This window comes from Mesorhizobium sp. A623, from assembly GCF_054489405.1.
On sequence record NZ_JBTMXB010000001.1, the window covers coordinates 187059 to 203394 of the forward strand.

18 protein-coding genes are annotated in these 16336 nt (G+C 61.2%); 4 read left to right on the plus strand and 14 right to left on the minus strand.

Annotated features, from left to right (window positions below):
- Position 1: 1 nt before the first annotated feature.
- The gene (locus tag ACX3P1_RS00925) at positions 2–529 is read right to left on the minus strand and encodes a c-type cytochrome, methanol metabolism-related (protein ID WP_459077645.1); all 528 of its coding nucleotides are present in this window, start codon (positions 527–529) and stop codon (positions 2–4) included.
- A gap of 177 nt (positions 530–706) precedes the next feature.
- Positions 707–2626: a methanol/ethanol family PQQ-dependent dehydrogenase gene (locus ACX3P1_RS00930; RefSeq protein ID WP_459077646.1), complete on the minus strand. Its 1920-nt coding sequence runs from the start codon at positions 2624–2626 to the stop codon at positions 707–709.
- Positions 2627–3316: 690 nt separating this feature from the next.
- Between ACX3P1_RS00930 and ACX3P1_RS00935 the strand changes: the two genes are divergently transcribed.
- Positions 3317–3667 carry a hypothetical protein gene (locus ACX3P1_RS00935; RefSeq protein WP_459077910.1) on the plus strand — a complete coding sequence of 117 codons (351 nt, stop codon included), beginning with the start codon at positions 3317–3319 and terminating at the stop codon, positions 3665–3667.
- A gap of 51 nt (positions 3668–3718) precedes the next feature.
- Here ACX3P1_RS00935 and ACX3P1_RS00940 read toward each other — a convergent pair whose 3' ends face one another.
- The 6 genes from ACX3P1_RS00940 to ACX3P1_RS00965 all read right to left on the minus strand — a co-directional run bounded on the left by ACX3P1_RS00940 (position 3719) and on the right by ACX3P1_RS00965 (position 8454).
- Entirely contained in the window at positions 3719–4579 is an 861-nt protein-coding gene (locus ACX3P1_RS00940) for a quinoprotein dehydrogenase-associated SoxYZ-like carrier (protein WP_459077647.1), read from the minus strand.
- Between the two features lie 100 nt (positions 4580–4679).
- A complete protein-coding gene (locus ACX3P1_RS00945) occupies positions 4680–5618 on the minus strand; it encodes a quinoprotein relay system zinc metallohydrolase 2 (RefSeq protein ID WP_459077911.1) in 939 nt (312 codons plus the stop codon).
- Positions 5619–5677: 59 nt separating this feature from the next.
- Entirely contained in the window at positions 5678–6418 is a 741-nt protein-coding gene (locus ACX3P1_RS00950; RefSeq protein ID WP_459077912.1) for an ABC transporter ATP-binding protein, read from the minus strand.
- Complete coding sequence (locus ACX3P1_RS00955; protein ID WP_459077648.1) at positions 6387–7211, minus strand: ABC transporter permease; 825 nt, start codon at positions 7209–7211, stop codon at positions 6387–6389. The genes ACX3P1_RS00950 and ACX3P1_RS00955 overlap by 32 nt, the downstream gene beginning before the upstream one ends.
- The gene (locus tag ACX3P1_RS00960; RefSeq protein ID WP_459077649.1) at positions 7208–8200 is read right to left on the minus strand and encodes an ABC transporter substrate-binding protein; all 993 of its coding nucleotides are present in this window, start codon (positions 8198–8200) and stop codon (positions 7208–7210) included. Before ACX3P1_RS00960 ends, ACX3P1_RS00955 begins: the two co-directional genes overlap by 4 nt.
- Before the next feature lie 44 nt (positions 8201–8244).
- A complete protein-coding gene (locus ACX3P1_RS00965) occupies positions 8245–8454 on the minus strand; it encodes a hypothetical protein (protein ID WP_459077650.1) in 210 nt (69 codons plus the stop codon).
- A 304-nt stretch (positions 8455–8758) separates the two neighbouring features.
- Between ACX3P1_RS00965 and ACX3P1_RS00970 the strand changes: the two genes are divergently transcribed.
- The gene (locus ACX3P1_RS00970; protein WP_459077651.1) at positions 8759–9139 is read left to right on the plus strand and encodes a c-type cytochrome; all 381 of its coding nucleotides are present in this window, start codon (positions 8759–8761) and stop codon (positions 9137–9139) included.
- Between the two features lie 81 nt (positions 9140–9220).
- Here ACX3P1_RS00970 and ACX3P1_RS00975 read toward each other — a convergent pair whose 3' ends face one another.
- The 6 genes from ACX3P1_RS00975 to ACX3P1_RS01000 all read right to left on the minus strand — a co-directional run bounded on the left by ACX3P1_RS00975 (position 9221) and on the right by ACX3P1_RS01000 (position 14317).
- Positions 9221–9847: a hypothetical protein gene (locus ACX3P1_RS00975; protein ID WP_459077652.1), complete on the minus strand. Its 627-nt coding sequence runs from the start codon at positions 9845–9847 to the stop codon at positions 9221–9223.
- Positions 9847–10707 (minus strand): ABC transporter permease, encoded by an 861-nt coding sequence (locus tag ACX3P1_RS00980; protein ID WP_459077913.1) that lies wholly within the window; start codon positions 10705–10707, stop codon positions 9847–9849. The genes ACX3P1_RS00975 and ACX3P1_RS00980 overlap by 1 nt, the downstream gene beginning before the upstream one ends.
- A gap of 26 nt (positions 10708–10733) precedes the next feature.
- The gene (locus ACX3P1_RS00985) at positions 10734–11510 is read right to left on the minus strand and encodes an ATP-binding cassette domain-containing protein (RefSeq protein ID WP_459077653.1); all 777 of its coding nucleotides are present in this window, start codon (positions 11508–11510) and stop codon (positions 10734–10736) included.
- Positions 11511–11589: 79 nt separating this feature from the next.
- Positions 11590–12039 (minus strand): cupredoxin domain-containing protein, encoded by a 450-nt coding sequence (locus tag ACX3P1_RS00990; RefSeq protein ID WP_459077654.1) that lies wholly within the window; start codon positions 12037–12039, stop codon positions 11590–11592.
- Positions 12040–12074: 35 nt separating this feature from the next.
- Positions 12075–13001 (minus strand): YVTN family beta-propeller repeat protein, encoded by a 927-nt coding sequence (locus ACX3P1_RS00995; protein ID WP_459077914.1) that lies wholly within the window; start codon positions 12999–13001, stop codon positions 12075–12077.
- Between the two features lie 86 nt (positions 13002–13087).
- Positions 13088–14317: an ABC transporter substrate-binding protein gene (locus ACX3P1_RS01000; RefSeq protein WP_459077655.1), complete on the minus strand. Its 1230-nt coding sequence runs from the start codon at positions 14315–14317 to the stop codon at positions 13088–13090.
- 214 nt (positions 14318–14531) lie between these two features.
- Between ACX3P1_RS01000 and ACX3P1_RS01005 the strand changes: the two genes are divergently transcribed.
- Both ACX3P1_RS01005 and ACX3P1_RS01010 read left to right on the plus strand, forming a co-directional pair.
- Entirely contained in the window at positions 14532–15704 is a 1173-nt protein-coding gene (locus tag ACX3P1_RS01005; RefSeq protein WP_459077656.1) for a (5-formylfuran-3-yl)methyl phosphate synthase, read from the plus strand.
- Positions 15701–16333 (plus strand): amino acid kinase family protein, encoded by a 633-nt coding sequence (locus ACX3P1_RS01010; RefSeq protein ID WP_459077657.1) that lies wholly within the window; start codon positions 15701–15703, stop codon positions 16331–16333. Before ACX3P1_RS01005 ends, ACX3P1_RS01010 begins: the two co-directional genes overlap by 4 nt.
- Positions 16334–16336: the final 3 nt, after the last annotated feature.

Consider the following 16336-nt stretch of genomic DNA (forward strand, 5'->3'; position numbering starts at 1 on the left):
CTCAATTGGCCATGCACGCCGCTTCGGCATCCTTGGCTGCCTGCGACTTGTCCTCATGCTGGGGCGGCCTGCCGCGCGGCGCAGAACCGTCGGCGCGGGCGCGCAGATAGACGTAGATGTCGTCCATGTAGCAATAGACGTTCTTGTTGTCGCCAAAGGCCGGCATGACGCTTTCCTTGCCGCCGCCGACGTCGGTGCGTCCTGCGGCCACGATGGCCAGGAAGTTCGCGTAGTCGATGGTCTTGAGGGAGGTGGCGAGGGCCGGCGCGTAGCTTGACCCCATGCCGTCCTGTCCATGGCAGACATGGCAGTCGGAGTGGTAGCGACGGTAGCCGCTGAATGTGTACCAGTCGACCTTGCCGTCTTCTATCTTGTAGGTCGGGTTCCCGTCCGCATCGAAATACTTGCCGCCTTCCTCTTTGACGGCCTTAGCCTTTTCAGCCGTATCTTCGGCCTGCACGACACCTGATGAATAGATCAGGGGCAGAAGGGTCAGGGCCAGGGTCGACAGTGCAATGCGAACCTTCATTGTTCGATATTCCTTCATCTCGCAGCGATACAGCGCGCCAACAGGCAGCGACGTTGAAAGGTTTTACAGTTTATGCGGTGGACAGAGAGCCCGGAATCACGTGTCGATCCGGACTCCCGTTTCCATGCAGGGCCCCCAACTCATACAAGGTGGGAGCCCTGGCGATGGTTCCGTCAATCAGTCCGGAAGACCGAAGATGGTGATCTGGCCACCGAGAGCGGTATAGTCGGCAAGAGCCGCATAACCGCCAACCGCGCCAAGGCCTGCCGTTCCGACAACGGCACTTTCATCGCCTTGTGCCCGGCCCTGATCGACCGCGCCGTGCCAAGCAGCAGCGTTGTCGGGGGAGAGCAAGCCGCCCGCCAGACCGATACCGGCCCAGCCGCCGACGCCTGACAATACCGCGATGTACTGCTTGCCGTCATGAACGTAAGGCGTGACGTTGCCGATGATGCCCGATGGCGTCTTGAACTTGTAGAGTTCCTTGCCATCGAGATCGACCGCCTTGATGTAGCCTTCGAGCGTACCGTAGAAGACCACGTCGCCAGCCGTTGCCAGCGCGCCCGACCAGACCGAGAACTGCTCGGGCTTGGACCAGACGATCTTACCCTTGGCGGCATCCCAGGCAATGAAGTTGCCCATGTTGCCGTCGCCGCCGGGGGCAGGATACATCGACACGGTGGCGCCCACATAAGGCTGACCGGCGGTGTAGCTTACCTTGTACGGCTCATAGTCCATGCAGACATGGTTGGTCGGCACGTAGAACAGCCCGGACTTCGGCGAATAGGCTGCAGGCTGCTGGTCCTTCGTACCAAGAGCGGCCGGGCAGATGCCCGCCGAGTTGGTGTCTTCACCGTTCTGCTGGGTCGAGTATTTCGGATCGACGAGCGGTCGGCCATAGGTCTCGCTCTTGGGATCCATGTCGACTTTGGTCGCCCAGTTCACCGTCGGATCGTATTTCTCGGCGACGAGCAGATCGCCGCTGGCGCGGTCCATGGTGTAGGCGAAGCCGTTACGGTCGAAGTGGACCAGAACGTCATGCTTGGCGCCGTTCACCTCCATGCCGTCGACGAGGATCATCTCGTTGACGCCGTCATAATCCCATTCGTCATGCGGGGTCATCTGGTAGAGCCACTTGGCTTCACCGGTATCCGCATCGCGGGCCATGATGGTCATCGACCATTTGTTGTCGCCGGGGCGCTGCACCGGGTTCCAGGTCGACGGGTTGCCGGTACCGTAATAGACCAGGTTCAGCTTGGGGTCGTAGGAGAACCAGCCCCAGGTCGTGCCGCCGCCGGTCTTCCACTGCTCGCCTTCCCAGGTCTTGGTGCTGGATTCCGCACCAACGGGCTTGCCGAGCTCAGTCGTCTTTTCCGGATCGATCAGCGTTTCGGAGTCAGGACCGGTGGAATAGGCTCTCCAGGCCAGCGATCCGTCCTTCAGATTGTAGGCGGCCAGCGAGCCGCGAACGCCGAATTCAGCGCCCGATATGCCGATAAGGACCTTGTCCTTGACCACCACAGGTGCGGCCGTACCGGATTCGCCCTTGCCGCCATCGGTCTGATCTCCATTCTTGACCGACCAGACTTGCTTGCCGGTCTTGGCGTCGATCGCCACGACAGTGGTGTCCGCCTGGTTGAGCAGGATCAATGCTGCATGGTCGTCTGCGGCGGGCGCATAAGCCACGCCACGGTTGACGGTGTCGCAGCACATGATCGGAATGACATTCGGATCCTGCTTGGGCTCGTACTTCCACAGGATCTTGCCGTCATTGTTCAGATCCAGGGCATAGACGATGTTAGGGAAAGGCGTGTGAACATACATCACATCGCCAATGATCAACGGCCCGCCTTCATGGCCGCGCAACACGCCGGTCGAGAAGCTCCATTTGACCTGGAGGTCCTTCACATTGTCCTTGGTAATCTGATCGAGTGGCGAATAACGGGTATTGGCGTAATCGCCCGTCTGCATCACCCAATCATTCGGGTTCGCCGCCATTTTTGCCAACTCATCGTTGGCGGAGGCACTAAAGGAGACACCGCACGATAAAAACGCACTAGCGGCTAGTAGGTAGGTAGCTTTCTTGAGTACACGCATCGAAATCCTCCCTGGGTTCACAATGATGAATCGACCGTTGTGCCCACGAGGGCTTGCCCAAGCGATTCATGTGGGGGAAGTATTTCCGGCAGCGTGTCACGATCCAAGCCAGACGAGCAGAGGGCACCGTTACTACCCACCTCGCTTGGCCTACGAAAGACATTCACCGCTCCCTAATGACGGTGAGGCCCTTGAAGCCGGAAACAGGGAAAGGCTATGCCAGATAGAAATGATAAGCAAGCACAAATCGACGCCGTTAGGTGCGCTGCAATATATTAAATGATGCGGTGCAATATAAAGACTTAAATATCAAAGGAAACCCATTTCACAATATCGGATGGTCGATTTCATCAACGCTATGGATATCATTTCGGGAATCCTGTCGTGAAAGTGCGATAGAACGACCGGAGTTGCTTTGGATGAACTAGCAGGGCGGAAAATAGCGCTTATGCAACGCCATGCTTGGCTGCCGTCGGCAGGCAAGCCGCACAAGGCAACATTGCAGTCTGGGGATGAACGTTCCGGGTGCTGTTGCGGGAGACAGTCTTGGGCCACGCCGCAAATCCTGACCGTCCACGCCGCCTGATGTTATATGTTGCTCATTGGCGCTTGACTGATTTCAATGCGCGTTGCCAAATTGCCTGGATGGTCCGCCCGCACCCAGCGCTCGCTCAATCGGAGGATTCCAAAATGATCCGGTTACTCGCATTTTCAGCCGCATCGCTTCTTGCCGCGACGTTGACAGCCACCGGTCCCGCCAGCGCGGCGGGCGACTATCCAACGGCGACAGTGGCCGACTACGTGCTTGGCTGCATGCAAGTGAACGGCCAGACGCGCAAGGCGCTTGAAAGCTGCTCGTGCTCAATCGATGTGATTGCTTCGGTTCTTCCTTACCCACGCTACGAGAGGGCCGAAACCTTCAAAAGCATGTCCCTGACCACGGGCGAGAATGCGGGCCTGTTTCGCGAAAGCGCACCGGCCAAGGCGGCGCGAACGGAACTGAAGCGCGCGCAGGCAGAGGCCGACGTCCGCTGCTTTTAGCGCAATGCCGGGCTGGTCCGTTGGCTGCTACGCGAATGGCGGACCGTCAGATCAGAGTCCTGCCGCTTCCAGCGGCCATTGGTCGTGAAATACCTTGCCGTCCGTATCCACCGCCTCGACATTGAGTTTATCCGTGCCTTGCGCCGAAAAGTCGAAGCGGAAATTGGGGTCCTCGGAGATCGAAATCCCGCCCTCCATCGACAGGATGGGTCGGTCGCCCTGCGAAATCGCCAGCTTCTGGATGAAATGGGCGGGGATGAAGTATTGCGTGATCGGATCGCGCTGCAGCCCGGAATTATTCGGGTGCCGAATCATCAACTGAATATCCTCGCTTTTCGACATCGTGTCCTGAGGCGGAAACTGGCGCAGCTTCATCTTGCCCATCGTGGCGAGGGCCTTGTCCATGTTCTTCACCGCCGGCGCGGAGCATCCGCCCGATGCCTTGACGAAGGTTTGCGCCATGTGCAGTTCGCCGCTCGGCATTTCCGCAATGGCGCGCAGATAGGAATAATCGTTGACGCGCACGCGCGTCGAAATATGCGTCACGCCGGCACCCTTGCCGATCTCGAACGTCGCGGCCACTGGCGACGGGTTCGCGTCGATGATCAGGGTCAGGGACTTGATGCCCTCGGGCGCCTTGGTCGGATCGATGGTGATGTCGACCGGCACGATCGCGGCATCCTGCGCGCGTTTGGGCGCCTCGATCTTGACCAGGCCGGTATCCATCAGAATCGGCCGGTCGCCGAAGACGTCGCCTTTCATCCCGTTCCAGAGCTTTTCGGAGGAGACGGTTGTCTGCTGCGCGGTGGCCGGTCCGCTGAACCCCACAAGGCTAGCCATTGCAATGCCAGCGGCGGCCAGAATAGCCAGCGGCAACGCGGGCCGGCGGCTTCGAGAAGCACGTTTTTCCATTTCGGTAGCCTCCACCGATGTTGTCGAGGTGGTGCCCAGGCAAGCGCTTATGATAGGCGCTCGCCGGGCCGTTGGCAAACGGTGAAGCTGGACGCGCGGATCATTCCCACTCTAGTTCGGCATAGGCCGCCGTTGCGTTGCGCTCGTTGTAATCGTCGAACAGCGCCCAGTGGCTTCGTTCGCTGCCTCCGGCCGTCTTGACCGCCTCGGCAAGCGGTGTTCCGTCGGCGATCGCCTTGCGGATGTCGCGGGCCAGGGTCTCGAAATAGCGTCGCTCGGCGGCAAGCGCCTGCGGCCACGCCGAAGGCGCCGGCCCATGACCCGGCACCACGCGCGCCGCCTTGATCGCGGCCAGTGCGTCCATCTGGCCAAGCCAGCCAAGCAGTGATCCATCCAGCGTCGGCAGCGAACCCACGAAGACGAGGTCGCCGGAAAACAGCGTACTGCTCGCGGTGTCGAGGACGGTCAGGTCGTTGTCGGTATGCGCCGCCTGCCAGGCCCGCAATTCCAGCATGCGCCCGCCAAGATCGAGCTGCAGCCGATCTTCGACAAGCAACGTCGGCGGCACGATCTCGACGCCTTGCATCAGGGCGTCGCCGACCTGTTCGCGAAAACTTTGCAGATAGAATGCGCCTCGGGCGTCAAGCGCGCGCGGCAGATTGTGATGGCCGACGATCGTCGCACCGATCGCCTTGAATGCGGCGTTACCGAAAATATGGTCCGGGTGCATATGGGTGTTGATCAGGTAGCGGATCGGCTTGTCGGTTATTTTAGCGATTGCCGCGAGAAGGGCTTCGGCTTCGACTAGGCTGCCGCCGCTATCGATCACGGCTATCGCGTCCGCGCCGACGATGAAGCCCAGATTGGCAATCGCGCCAGCGTTTTCAGCGGCCATCAGTTCATCGACACCCTGCAGGACGAAAACGCCCTCGGCTATTTTTTTCGCCGAGAATTCGGCGGTGCCAGTCGCCATGGCCATTCGCCCAAGGCAGCATGGCAGCAGCGCAGCACTTGCCGAGACGCAGGCGAAGCCGTGCATCAATCGGCGGCGCATCGGGTCGACCGACCTCTCAAAGTCGTTCTTTTGTCGGCGCGCCATCATTGCCCATCCGGGAATTTCGCATGAAACGACCGTGACAGGTCGCTCATCACCTGCGGATTGCGATTTTCACGCGGCAAGCGCACATCGAACACGCCCAACACATGCGCCGGCCGCGCCGACAGAACGATGATGCGATCCGACAGCATCAGCGCCTCGCGCAGATTATGCGTCACCATCAGGGCGGTTGTCGGCCGCGCCGACCAGACGGTCATCAGCAGATGACGCAGCCGTTGCGCCGTGTGTTCGTCGAGCGAGACGAAAGGCTCGTCCAGGAAAAGGATGGCCGGTTCGGTGGCGAAGGCGCGGGCGAGCGCCACCCGTCGCGCCATGCCGAGCGACAGCTCGGATGGATACAGCGATTGCATGCCGGCGAGGCCCAGGCTCTTGAACAGCCCGTCGAGGTTCTTGTCCCTCAGGCTCTTGGGCAGCGCCAGCCTGACATTCTGCTCGACCGAGCGCCACGGCAACAGGGTCGGCTCCTGGAATACCGCCGCGATACGGTTGGTGCCGCCCTGCGGCAACTGGATGGTTCCGGAGAATTCCTTGTCGAGCCCAAGCAGGATACGCAGCGTCGTGGTCTTGCCGCAGCCGGACGGGCCGAGCAGGCAGGCGAATTCGCCTTGCCTCACCTCGAAGGAAAGGTCTTTCAACGCAGCGACGCTGACGCCGTGCGCGGACCGGAAGGTCTTTTCGGCAATCTCGACCCTAAGCGGGACGGCGCCGCCAATGGGTTGCATGTCGTTCAATGGGCTGCACCACGAGAAGTTCGATAACGAGCATGATTGCCACGAAGGCCAGCGCATAGGCCAGGATGGCGGCGACGTCGAAGAGCTGGAAATAGAGGTATATCTGGAAGCCGACGCCGTTGGAGCGGCCAAGCAGTTCGACCACGAGCACGATCTTCCAGATCAGCGCGATGCCGGATCGCGAGGCCGCCGCAAGATAGGGCTGAAGTTGCGGCAACAGGATATGGCGGATGCGGTCGATGCGGCTGAAACGATAGACGGTGGCCATTTCGGCATAGCTGCGCTCCAGCGCCCGGGCTCCTTCGCGCATGGTCACAACGACCGTCGGGATCTTGTTGACCGCGACTGCGCCGATCGCCGCAACCTCGTTGAGGCCGAACCAGATATAGGCGAGCACAATGACTACAAGAGCGGGAATGTTGAGAAACAGGATGACCCAGGGATTGAAAAAGCGATCCGCGCCCCGATGCATGCCAAGAAAAACGCCGATCACCGAGCCAATGACCATGGCGACGACGTAAGCGGCGGCAACCCGTGCCAAGGTCACGCTGAGATGAAAGGCGAGATCGCCGCTTGCGGCCTCGCGCAGCAACACCTGCCATACCTGCCCCGGCGATGGGAACGCCCGGCTTGGCCATAGACCGGCCATGACGCTCCACAGCAGGCCGAGGCCAAGCAGCGAAACCGCCACCGTCAACGCGGGCATCAGGGCCGCCGCCGGATGCCGCTTCGCATGGGCAATTGGCGAACCGCCTCCGCCATGATCCGTTTCGGGCAGCTTCATCCGTCGAGTTCCGGCCAGAAAGTGCCCGGCATCATTTCGGGCGACGGCCCTACCAGTTTTTCGCCGCCGATCTTGGCCAGGACGCGATAGAGTGTGGCGGCATCGGCGGCCTCTTTTGCCACCGGCCGTCTGGGAATGCCCTGGCGATAGCGGTCGCGCAGCGTTTCCAGTACCTTGCCCTGTGCACGCACCATCGGGGCCAGACGCAGCCATTCCGCATCGGATTTAGCCAACAGGTCCTTCGCCTGCGCGGACGCCTTGAGGAAGCTCTTGACGGCGGCGACATTGGCGCTCGCCCATTTGTCGTGGAAAACATAGCCCAGCGCCGATACCGGGCCTGAAGCGCCGAGCGCGCCAGCAGCATCGTCGGCCCCGACCAGGCGGCGAAAGCCGTTGGCTTCGAGCCGGGCGCAGAAATGCCAGAAATTCAGCACCGCATCGAGTTCGCCCTGCATCGCCTTTTCCGAAATCAAAGGCGGTGCGCCGAAGACGACTTCACAGGCGCTGGTCAGGTCCATGCCATGATCGCGCCGGGCCAGCGCCTGGATCAGGAGCCAGCTCTTGTCGAGCGGACCGCCGGCGACGCCGATCTTTTTCCCCGCAAGGTCGGGAATGGCGCGGATCGGCGACGCGTCCTGGACCATGATGGCGCCGACAGCCGTCGAGTAAGGGGCGAGCGTCAGGTCTTCTCCTTCCGATCGCAGCCGCGACACCCATAGCCAGTCGGAGACGATGATGTCGGTGGCGCCCGCCAGCAGGGCGACATTGGTTGCGTCTTCTCCGGCGAAATAGGTGATCTCGAGGTCGATACCGTTGGCGGTATCGAAGACGTGCTGTTTCAGCGTGTCGAGTTCCCAACTCACGGTTCCGAATTTCAGCACGCCGATCCGTATCGGCGGCGCCGCGATAGACGCGGCGGGCCTGGCGACCAGGGCCGTGGCCGTCGTTAAGGCGGCAATGCCAAGTACCGCGCGTCGGGAAATATTCATGCCTTTCCTTCCGGTCCGCCCCGTTTCTTCCGGTCCGCCGATGATCAGATCGACCGCTCCTTGCTGGGGAAGGCGCAACGCCAGCGCATGACCTTCCTGGTCGGGTGCTGCTCTGACCATTTCGCGATTTCGCTCGGAGCCAGGAACATGCATTGCAGCAGCGAGCCCCGGCTCTCGAAATACAGGTGCTCCTCCCGGCAGTTGCTTGGGTTCGTGCTCAGGCAAACCGTCAGGATCAGGTCGATCATGTTCATTGCAGCACCTGCCACGCGTTCGAGGGCGCTTGTTTCGGCAATTTCGCTTCGGCAATTTCGCCGACTGTCAGTTCCCGAGGTGCCCGACGGGAAATGGAACCGCTTGAGGCTACGCGCTCGTCCAAAAAGCGTCAACAGGACGAAAGGCCGGGGGGCGGCTCGTTGCAGGTGCAAAATTCATATCCTGTTGACTTACCCGGCCCGGGGGTTAGCCTTTTGGCTTGAAGGTGCCGTCGCCCGGTCGTATCGAGGCATCGGCGTGTTCAATCGTCTAGGGCACCATGACGATCAGTGAGGAGATACCATGCGCGCGTTAGTGTTTTTTGCTGCCTTGTCCGCAGCGGTCGGAATTGCCGGGCAAGCCCAGGCCCAGGATGCCGCGGCGGGTGAGAAGGTCTTTGCCAAGTGCAAGGCTTGCCATGTCGCCGATACGGACAAGAACAAGGTCGGGCCGTCCCTGAACCACGTGATTGGGCGGGTGGCCGGCACCCATGAAGGGTTCAAATATTCCCCGGCCATGATCGAGGCTGGAAAATCCGGGACCAAATGGGATGACGCAACGCTGGCGACCTATCTTCACGACCCCAAGGCGGCGATCAAGGGCAACAAGATGGCTTTCGCTGGCCTCAAGAAGGACGAGGACGTAGCCAACGTCATCGCCTACCTGAAACAGTTTTCGAAGTAGCCGGCCCAAAAATAGCCGGCACAGAATGACAATCGGCCGTGCGTCTCGGCGGACGCATGGCCGATAGCCTCCCGGAGAAGGCTACTTCTTCGCCAGTATCTGCGCGATCGTCTTGTCCAGTTGGTAAAGCCGTTGCTCGATGATCGTCGGCACATCGCAGACATAGGTCAGCGATTGCACGCGCTCCTGGTAGATCCGGGTGGCAAAGGTCAGTTGATCGGTTTGCCGCTCGACGGCGTCGGGATTTGCATCGGGCTTTTCACGCAGCGCATCGACCGCTGACGAAGTCTTGCGCAACTGTGCCGCCATTTCGATCTGCTTGTGGGCATAACGGCTTATCCCGGTCATGACGTGAGAGCGCTCGGCGCTCATATGGTCGAACAGACCCTGCACGAGCATCGTCAGGCGCGGCTCACGCTGATCCGCCGGCAAGGCGCTTGCGAAGTCGCCGATTTTCTTCTCGGCTTCTTCAAGCGGCACGCGCCGCGCCGCCACCTCCTCCACCAAGGCTGAAACGCCGGCATCCTTCGCCCAGTCCTTCGCCGTCTCAGGCAGTTCCGGCCCGTTCCAGAACTGGCCGGGAGAAAGTTGCGGCACCTTGCGCTGGATGCAGGGCCAGTCGGGGTCGGCATTGGCCGCGCCGGCGTTTGCCGTCGTCAGGAACAGGGCAACCGCAATCAGGCCGCCGACATGAACGATCCGTGCCATCAGGCATTTCCTCCCGTGTCGTGTTTGCGGCTCATCAAGCCGCGTGAAGGGTCGTAGGCGACAATGGCGCCGCCAAGAAACAGCAGCATGCAGCCGGTAACCACGCCCAGCGATACCAGGTCAAGCTGACCGTAGAACGCAAACCGGATCAGTTCGACCGCATAGGTAAACGGATTGGCCAGGCAAATCTTGTAGAGCAGGGGGCTCGCCTCCTGAATTCGCCACAAGGGATAAAGTGCCGGAGAGGCGAAATAGGCCGGAAAGATCACGAAATTCATGATGCCGGCGAAATTCTCGAGTTGTTTTATCATCGAAGACAAAAGCAGCCCGAGCGCGCACAGCATCGTGCCGGACAGGAACAGCGCCGGCAGGATGAACAGATAGCCGAGCGGCGGCCCCTTGACCCCCCAGAACCAGGCGACCAGCAGAAACGCGTAGACCTGCGCGATGGATACGGACACGCCTGCGAGCATCTTCGACACCAGCAGGAACCAGCGCGGAAACGGGCTGACCAGCAGCGTGCGCATATTGCCCATTTCGCGGTCGTAGACCATCGACAGCGACGACTGCATGCCGGCAAACAACAGGATCATGCCGCAAAGGCCTGGCGTGATGTAGACCTCGTAGAGAACATATGTCTTGTAGGGCGGGATGATCGACACGCCGAGCACCTGGCGGAATCCGGCGGCGAAAATGAACAGCCAGATCAGCGGCCGCACCAGCGAGGAGATGAAGCGCTCGCGTTGATGCAGGAAGCGCAGCAACTCACGCAGCACGATGCCCTTGAGGCAAATGAGATAGTGTTGCAGGCCGAACGGTTCGGACCGCACCGCGACGACGTCGATTGCCTGTTCGGGCATTCCCGGCTTGCTTGTTCCTGGGTTGCTCATGGCATCAGTTCCGCTGGTTCGATCCCGCTGAGCTTTGAAAAGGCCGCGCGGATCGACCCGGCGCCGGTGGCGGCGACGACATCGGACATCTTGCCCTTGGCTACCAGCCTGCCTTGCCGCAACACCACGCCGTCGTCGCCGGTCTCGACCTCGTCGATCAGATGCGTGGCCCACAAAACGCCGATCCCCTCGGTTTCGACAAGCTTGCGGATGGTGGCGAGAATGCCGGCGCGGGATTGAATGTCGAGCCCGACCGTCGCCTCGTCGAGCAGAAGCAGCGACGGGCGGTGCAGCAGGGCTCTGGCGATCTCGATGCGGCGCATCTGGCCGCCCGAAAGACTGCGCGCCTTGTCGTGCTGACGGCTTTGCATATCGACCGTTTCCAGCAGCGCCCCGATGCGCTGCCTGGCTTCGCGGCTGCCGATGCCATGCAGCGCGGCGTGGTAGGCGAGGTTCTGGTGGACGGTGAGATCGAGATCGAGCGTGCGCGCCTGGAAGACGATGCCGACACGCCGCAATGCTTCGCCGGAAGTGCGGCTGATGTCGTGGCCGAAGATACGGATCGAGCCTTGGCGGGTATCGTAAAGGTGGCTGATCAGCGAGAACAGCGTGGTCTTGCCGGCCCCGTTGAGGCCCAGAAGGACGGTAAAAGTCGCCGGGGCGATCGAGAAAGAGACGGCGTCGAGCGCTTGCTTCTGGCCATAAAAATGGCTGACGGCGGCAACCTCGAGTGCTGCCGCCACGCCTTCTCCTTGTGTCCTCACATGCTGCACGCGGTTGTTCCTTATGGCGCGATGCGCACTATGACGCCTTCCGATGAAACCGTCATAGCCTGACCGTCTCCGGCCAGCGTCACTTGATCGTGATCTTTCCCGACATGCCCTTGTCGGCGAGATCGGGGATCGACCAGGTATATTCGCCGGGACGCACCGTGTGGAACTGCACCAGGATCGTGCCGGTATCGTCGAATTCCAGCCAGGCCGGCGCGCCCGCCATATGCACTTCCAGATCGTCGATGACGATCTGGTCCATCCACACATTGCGGAACAGATCGGTGACGAACTTGTATTCGAAGCCGCCCTTCGACGTGATCTTCCAGCGATAGCCCTGGCCGGCAATCAGCTCGAAATCCTTCTGGTTGACGTCGTAGCTGGAATCAGGGGAACCGAGGATCAATTCCGGCAGGTTCTTGCTGGAGCGCGTCACCTTCAGCGCATCGTCATCGTCGTCGGCGTGCGCAGCTATCGGGGCGAGCAGCATCCCGGCAAGCGCGGCATAGGCGATGGTGCGGCAGATATTCATGGCATAACTCCGTTGTTGCCTGGGTTGCCTGCTTCTTAGTTCGGCGAAACAACCACGCCCCAGGGCTGCTGGCCGACAGTCAGCGATTCGACAGGCTCGTCGGTCGCGGTGTCGATGAAGGTGAGGTCGTTGGAATTGCCGTTGGTGGTGATCAGCGTCTTCTGGTCGGGCGTGAAGGCCAGGTGCCAGACGCGCTGGCCGACCAGAATGTACTTCTCCACCTCATAGGTTGCGGTGTTGACGACCGCGACATGGTTTGCCGGCCCCAGCGCGACATAGGCCTTCTTGCCGTCGTCGCTGATGGCGACGCCGACCGGCTGGATGCTTTCGGCGCGCAAGCCCGAAATCGCGAACTCGATCTTCTTCACCACCTCGCGCTTGGCATTGTCGATGACGCTGACGGTGCCGCCGACTTCGGCGCTGACCCAGACCTGCTTGCCGTCCGGCGTGAATTCGGCGTAGCGCGGCCGCGTGTCGACCAGCACATTGTCGGTCACCTCATGCGTGGCGGTATCGATGAAATGCGCCATGCTGGTGGTTTCGGAGGTGTTGACCATGGTCTTGCCGTCGGGGCTGATGCCCATGCCTTCCGGCTCGACGCCGACGGGGATTTCCGAAAGCACCTGCTTGCTGGCGATATCGATGACGGTGACGAGATTGTCGTCCTCATTGGCGACGTAGAGCGTCTTGCCATCGGGCGACAGCACGAAGAGTTCGGGGTCGGGTCCGGACGGCAGCGTGTCGACGATCTCCAGCGTCGCCGTGTCGATGACCTCGATCGTGTCGTCGTCGCTGGCGCACAGATAGACGAACTTGCCGTCATGCGAGATGGTGATGCCGCGCGGGCGCTGGCCGACCTCGATGGTCTTCACCACCTTCATCGTCGCCGTATCGACGACGGTTATCGTATTGTCCTTCTCGTTGGAGACATAGGCCGTATAGGCCGCCGCCGGACTGGCCATCAGGCCGCTTGCCAGAATGGCGAATGCGTAAGTTCGTCTATGCACCAAAATTCCTCCCGGTTTGCTTTAGTTAAGGACGCTCTATTTTATTTGAGAACGCATTTGGTTTCCGGCTGGTCGATGCCGAGCGTATCCAGTGTGGAAACCTGGTGGAGGAAACCTTCCTGCGGCGACGTTGAAACGACGGACTTGGCGTCGCCGAGCAGGATCGGCTGGCGAAGCTGCAGGTTCCATTTGCGGAAGGTCAGCTTCTGCCCCTTGAAGGCGGCGACCGAAAAATCGTCCGAGCGGATATAGGCGTCGATCTTCTTCGGATCGTTGCCATTGGTGCGCGTCGTCGCCTCGCCAACCGCCCGCACCGCCGTCCAGGCGGACATGTCTTTGGAAAGCATCCGCCTGCCCGTCGTTTTCAGGAAGCGGCTCTGCATCTGGATGCCGCCCCATTGTTCGCTGGCCGGATGCCAGGACGACGGGACGAGGCCGGCCGTGCCGGCCACCAGCCGCGGCATCCAGGTGCGGTAGGGAACATAGGTTCCAAACACCTCGCTTTCGTCGGCGACCAGCACCACGTCATGCTCGGGCAGGTCTTGCGTGAACACCGAAATCTGCTGCTGGATCTGGGTTGCGCCGGTATCCGTGCGGCGCGCCGTCCCGGTGTCCCTGAATTCCTTTTCCGCGACGATCTCGCCGCCGAAACGGGTTGCCGCGCGGCGCAAGGCGTCGGCATAGAGGTGATCCTTCTCGTGCGAGCCGTAGAGCAGCACCCATTTCGGCCATTTCTTCACGATCAGATACTGGGCAAGCGCGTCGGCCAGCATGCTGCGCGTCGGCACGATGTGAAAGACGTTGATGCGGCAATTCTCCTCGCGCAGATCGTCGTCGGTCGCGCCGATATTGAAGATCAGCACGCCCTTGTCGCGGGCGATATCGGCGATGGACAGCAGTTGCTTGGCCGAGAGGTCCGCCACCACATAGCGGTCGCCCTTGGCGATGAGGTCGTTGAACGGTTGAACAACGTCCGCGTCCGGTTTTATCTCGGCGATGTCGAGGGCGAATTTCTGGCCGAGGAACTTGCCCGTAGTGTTGTTGTCGCCGATCGCCACATTCGCACCCGCGATACCTTCATCGCGCGGCGGCAGGTCGAGCAGCGAAAGCGTCAATTCCGGCGTATAGGCCCGCAGATAGCCGATCCTGACTTCGGTGATCTGTTTTTCGGGCTTGACCGTCGCTTCCTGTGCAAACGCGCCGGGTGCGTTGACGGTCAGGGAAAAAAAGCACAATAAGGCCACCAGAGTGCCTGGCACCGCGCTCGTCATCGATAAATTACCCTTCCTGCGCTAAAGTCCGATTGTGATCGGACCGGCGCGAAGTCAAGGTGCCCACCATGACCTTACCCGACCAGAGATTTTTATCAAACCCTGGAAGTGGACTTTTCCGGTCCGCTTTAGCCTCGTGTTTTTTCACGGGGCGCAGCAAGGATATTTGGCTTATGGGTAGGGTTGCGTCTTCCAAGCTGGAGAACCTGTTCAAATGACGAGAATGCTGGCCAGCGTCACCGGCACCGAAGAGGCGGAAATCGTGCTTGCGGGCGGCGCCGACATTGTCGATCTGAAGGACCCGGCAGTCGGGGCGCTCGGTGCTGCCTCAACGCAAACCATCCGCCAAGCCGTAGCGTCCATCGCCGGCCGCGCGCCGGTCAGCGCGGTCTGCGGCGACTTGCCGATGCAACCCGACACAATCCGCGCCAAGGCCGAAGAGATCGCCGCGACCGGCGTCGACTATGTCAAGATCGGGTTTTTCCCCTCGGAAAATGCCGCCGCCTGCGCGAAAGCGCTCGAACCGCTTGCCGCGAAAACGAAGCTGATCGCCGTACTTTTCGCCGATTTGGCACCCGATTTCGAGCTTTTGCCGGTATTCAGGAAACATCGCTTTCACGGCGCGATGGTCGACACGGCGCAAAAGTCGAATGGCCGGCTGCTCGACCATCTGCCGCCCCAGCGCATCCCGGAATTTGTCGACCGGGCCAGGGAACTCGGTCTGCTGGTTGGCCTCAGCGGATCGCTGGAGGCGCCGGACGTTCCCCGCCTGCTGGCCTTTGCGCCCGATTTTCTCGGCTTTCGCGGTGCGTTGTGCGGTGATGCCGGACGTGCCGGCGCGATCAGTCCGGACGCCGTTGCGGAGATCCGCGAACTGATCCCGCAGGAGCCTCGGGCAGGTACGCCGTCAAGCGTCGATTACCGCCTGCTGGCAGCGCGAGGCTATTCGCCGGGCGTCGACCCGACACTGGGGACGGACAGGATTTTCGTGCGCGACTTTGTGTTGCCGGTGAATATCGGCGCTTACAGTTTCGAGCACGGCCACACCCAAAAAGTCCGTTTCGACGTCACTGCCGATGTATTGCGGGTGACCGACGATCCGCAGGACATGCGCCATGTGTTCTCCTACGACATCATCATGGACGGCATCCGCACCATCGTTGCGCGCGGCCACGTTCAACTCAGCGAGGCGTTGGCCGAACAGGTGGCGGCGCTTGTGCTGGAGCATCCGCGTGTCGCGCGCGTCACGGTCAGGGTGGAGAAACTCGAACTGGGTGCTGGCGGCGTCGGCGTCGAGATCGAACGCAAACGCCAGCAGGCAAAGGCGCAACGTCGCCCAGTTCAGGAGGGCGGTGCGGCGTTTTCCAAGAAGGGCCTCAACTCGTGAGGCCTGTCGTCGTCAAGCTGGGCGGCAGCACGGCGGGCGCGCCGGAACTCGGCCTATGGATAGCGGCACTGGCGGGTTCCAGCCTGCCGCTCGTCATCGTGCCCGGCGGCGGGCCTTTCGCCGATCAGGTCCGCGACGCGCAAAAGCGTATGGGTTTTTCCGATAAGGCCGCGCACGCCATGGCGATCCTCGCCATGGAGCAGCTCGGCCATGTCCTCCTCGACCGGCATGAAAGGCTGGTCCCCGCGCAGTCGATGGCGGAGATCGAACAGGCGCTTGAGCGCAAAACAATCCCGGTGTGGCTGCCATCATCGATGGCACTGAGCGCGGCCGATATTCCTGCCTCATGGGACATCACCTCGGACTCTCTGGCCGCCTGGCTTGCCGGAAAAATCGGCGCGGAAACGCTGCTGCTGGTCAAGCAAAGCAATGCATTCACCGAACACGATACCATCGACCGGCTTGCGGCCAACGGCATCGTCGACGCCTGCTTCGCCGCCATGCTGCCTGCCGGCGTTGATTTTTATCTGGCCGGCCCACGCGACGCAGCGACGGCTTCTACGAGGCTGGGGGCAGGCAGGTTGCCGGGTCAGAAAATGGCGGTGCGCGCCATGAAAAAAACGGGATAGGAC

Excerpts from the sequence above, each read along its gene's own strand:
- ACX3P1_RS00925 (WP_459077645.1), bottom strand. The coding sequence starts at position 529 with ATGAAGGTTCGCATTGCACTGTCGACCCTGGCCCTGACCCTTCTGCCC.
- ACX3P1_RS00930 (WP_459077646.1), bottom strand. The coding sequence starts at position 2,626 with ATGCGTGTACTCAAGAAAGCTACCTACCTACTAGCCGCTAGTGCGTTT.
- ACX3P1_RS00935 (WP_459077910.1), top strand. The coding sequence starts at position 3,317 with ATGATCCGGTTACTCGCATTTTCAGCCGCATCGCTTCTTGCCGCGACG.
- ACX3P1_RS00940 (WP_459077647.1), bottom strand. The coding sequence starts at position 4,579 with ATGGAAAAACGTGCTTCTCGAAGCCGCCGGCCCGCGTTGCCGCTGGCT.
- ACX3P1_RS00945 (WP_459077911.1), bottom strand. The coding sequence starts at position 5,618 with ATGCACGGCTTCGCCTGCGTCTCGGCAAGTGCTGCGCTGCTGCCATGC.
- ACX3P1_RS00950 (WP_459077912.1), bottom strand. The coding sequence starts at position 6,418 with ATGCAACCCATTGGCGGCGCCGTCCCGCTTAGGGTCGAGATTGCCGAA.
- ACX3P1_RS00955 (WP_459077648.1), bottom strand. The coding sequence starts at position 7,211 with ATGAAGCTGCCCGAAACGGATCATGGCGGAGGCGGTTCGCCAATTGCC.
- ACX3P1_RS00960 (WP_459077649.1), bottom strand. The coding sequence starts at position 8,200 with ATGAATATTTCCCGACGCGCGGTACTTGGCATTGCCGCCTTAACGACG.
- ACX3P1_RS00965 (WP_459077650.1), bottom strand. The coding sequence starts at position 8,454 with ATGAACATGATCGACCTGATCCTGACGGTTTGCCTGAGCACGAACCCA.
- ACX3P1_RS00970 (WP_459077651.1), top strand. The coding sequence starts at position 8,759 with ATGCGCGCGTTAGTGTTTTTTGCTGCCTTGTCCGCAGCGGTCGGAATT.
- ACX3P1_RS00975 (WP_459077652.1), bottom strand. The coding sequence starts at position 9,847 with ATGGCACGGATCGTTCATGTCGGCGGCCTGATTGCGGTTGCCCTGTTC.
- ACX3P1_RS00980 (WP_459077913.1), bottom strand. The coding sequence starts at position 10,707 with ATGCCCGAACAGGCAATCGACGTCGTCGCGGTGCGGTCCGAACCGTTC.
- ACX3P1_RS00990 (WP_459077654.1), bottom strand. The coding sequence starts at position 12,039 with ATGAATATCTGCCGCACCATCGCCTATGCCGCGCTTGCCGGGATGCTG.
- ACX3P1_RS00995 (WP_459077914.1), bottom strand. The coding sequence starts at position 13,001 with ATGGCCAGTCCGGCGGCGGCCTATACGGCCTATGTCTCCAACGAGAAG.
- ACX3P1_RS01000 (WP_459077655.1), bottom strand. The coding sequence starts at position 14,317 with ATGACGAGCGCGGTGCCAGGCACTCTGGTGGCCTTATTGTGCTTTTTT.
- ACX3P1_RS01005 (WP_459077656.1), top strand. The coding sequence starts at position 14,532 with ATGACGAGAATGCTGGCCAGCGTCACCGGCACCGAAGAGGCGGAAATC.